Annotated in this window: 1 protein-coding gene; it reads left to right on the top strand. The window is 69.7% G+C overall.

Annotated features, from left to right (window positions below):
- Window positions 1-193 precede the first annotated feature (193 nt).
- Window positions 194-2214, top strand: a 2021-nt coding sequence (locus OOT08_RS04120) for a hypothetical protein (RefSeq protein ID WP_325091256.1), incomplete at its 3' end; no start/stop codon positions are given.

The raw sequence follows: 2214 nt of genomic DNA, 5'->3' as shown, positions 1-2214 counted from the left end.
AAGCTAAGGCTCTCTGCGCCGATGGTACTGCACTCGGGAGGGTGTGGGAGAGTAGGTCACCGCCGGACTTCTTTTGAAGTTATGGTCGTAAGTGTTTGTGGGGCACGCCAGTGATGGCGAGCCGATACACCCAAACACTTGCGGCCATAACTGTTTTTTACGAGAGTTTTTTGCACCACGCTAAGGGAGAAACATGACTGACGGAGCACCCGAAAACGGGAAGCCCCCGCACACCCCGAAGCGCGGTGGCAATCATCAAGACCGAGGCCGTCAGGGCTTCGGCACCAGCGCCGGTCGTTCCGGCGGTCAGGGCAGCCCTCGTGGCGGCTCCGACCGGGGGAACGGCGGGCGCTTTGGCGACTCCGGAAACGGCGAGCGTCGCGAGTGGAAGCCCCGCGAGGGCGGCTCTGGTGAGCGTAAGCCGTACCAGGGCGGCAACTCCGGTGAGCGTCGCCCGTACCAGGGTGGCAACTCCGGCGAGCGTCGCGAGTGGAAGCCCCGTGAGGGCGGCTCAGGTGAGCGCAAGCCATACCAGGGCGGCAACTCCGGCGAGCGTCGCGAATGGACCCCCCGCGAGGGTGGCGAGCGCAAGCCGTACCAGGGCGGGAACTCTGGCGAGCGCCCTGAGTGGAAGCCCCGTGAGGGCGGTTCTGGCGAGCGCAAGCCCTACCAGGGCGGCAACTCCGGTGAGCGTCGCCCGTACCAGGGCGGCAATACTGGTGAGCGTCGCGAGTGGACCCCCCGCGAGGGTGGCGAGCGCAAGCCGTACCAGGGTGGGAACTCTGGCGAGCGCCGCGAGTGGAAGCCCCGCGAGGGCGGCTCAGGTGAGCGCAAGCCATACCAGGGCGGCAACTCCGGCGAGCGTCGTGAGTGGAAGCCCCGTGAGGGCGGCTCTGGTGAGCGTAAGCCGTACCAGGGCGGCAACTCCGGTGAGCGTCGCCCGTACCAGGGCGGCAACTCCAGCGAGCGTCGCGAGTGGACCCCCCGCGAGGGTGGGGACCGGAAGTCGTATCAGGGTGGGAACTCTGGTGAGCGTCGTGAGTGGAAGCCCCGTGAGGGCGGCTCTGGTGAGCGTAAGCCGTATCAGGGTGGGAACTCTGGTGAGCGTCGTGAGTGGAAGCCCCGCGAGGGCGGCTCTGGTGAGCGCAAGCCGTACCAGGGCGGCAACTCCGGTGAGCGCCGCCCCTACCAGGGTGGCAACTCGGGCGAGCGTCGCGAGTGGACCCCCCGCGAGGGTGGCGAGCGCAAGCCGTACCAGGGCGGGAACTCGGGCGAGCGTCGCGAGTGGAAGCCCCGCGAGGACCGCGATCGTCGTCCCGCGAACCCGAACGGTGAGCGTCGCGAGTGGAAGCCGCGCGAGGACCGTCAGAACGGTCCGATCGGGCGCGGCGGCACCCGCGGCGACGGGCGTTCGGACCGTGGCGGCCGCGATCGCGAATTCACCGAGGCGGAGCGCCTCGCACACGAGCTGCGCCCCGTGCGCGCCTCGCACCGCGATCCCTTCCTCCCGGACGATGTCACCCCCAAGGACCTGCACCCCGGGGCCCGGAACGAGCTGAAGACGCTCGATAAGGAGCTTGCCGACCTCGTCGCCGTACACCTGGCGATGGCGGGGCGTCTGATCGACTCCGATCCCGAGCTGGCGCATCAGCACGCGATTTCGGCGTCGCGCCGCGCGGGGCGGATCCCGGTCGCCCGCGAGACGCTGGCGATCACGTCCTATGTCACGGGCGATTACGCCGGCGCGCTCCGCGAGCTGCGGACGTACCGTCGCCTCTCTGGTTCCGACCAGCAGCTCGCCCTCATGATCGACTGCGAGCGCGCCCTGGGCCGCCCCGAGCGGGCGCTAGAAACGGGCCGCTCGGTGGACATCGCGTCCCTGGCTCCCGAGGTGCAGGTCGGCGTCGCGATCGCGATGTCCGGCGCCCGGCTCGACCTGGGTCAGGCCCAGCAGGCGCTCTTCGAGCTGGAGATCCCACAGCTGGATCCGAACCGCGCGTACTCGTGGAGCCCGGAGCTCTTCAACGCCTACGCCGAGGTCCTCATCGACCTGGGCCGCGATCGCGAGTCTGCCGAGTGGCGCACGCGTGCGACCGTCGCCGAGGAAGCGCTCAACGAGACGGTGGCCGACCTGGAAACGCTTGAGGTCGTGGACTTCGCCCCCGACGAGGAGTGGCACGCGCCCCGACGGGACGCCGCGGCACGCGCGGTCGC

The sequence above is a fragment of the Leucobacter sp. M11 genome, from assembly GCF_035726885.1.
Classification (GTDB): domain Bacteria; phylum Actinomycetota; class Actinomycetes; order Actinomycetales; family Microbacteriaceae; genus JAPFRB01.
Note: the sequence above shows the minus strand (reverse complement) of the source record. Positions and strands in the feature narration are given on the sequence as shown.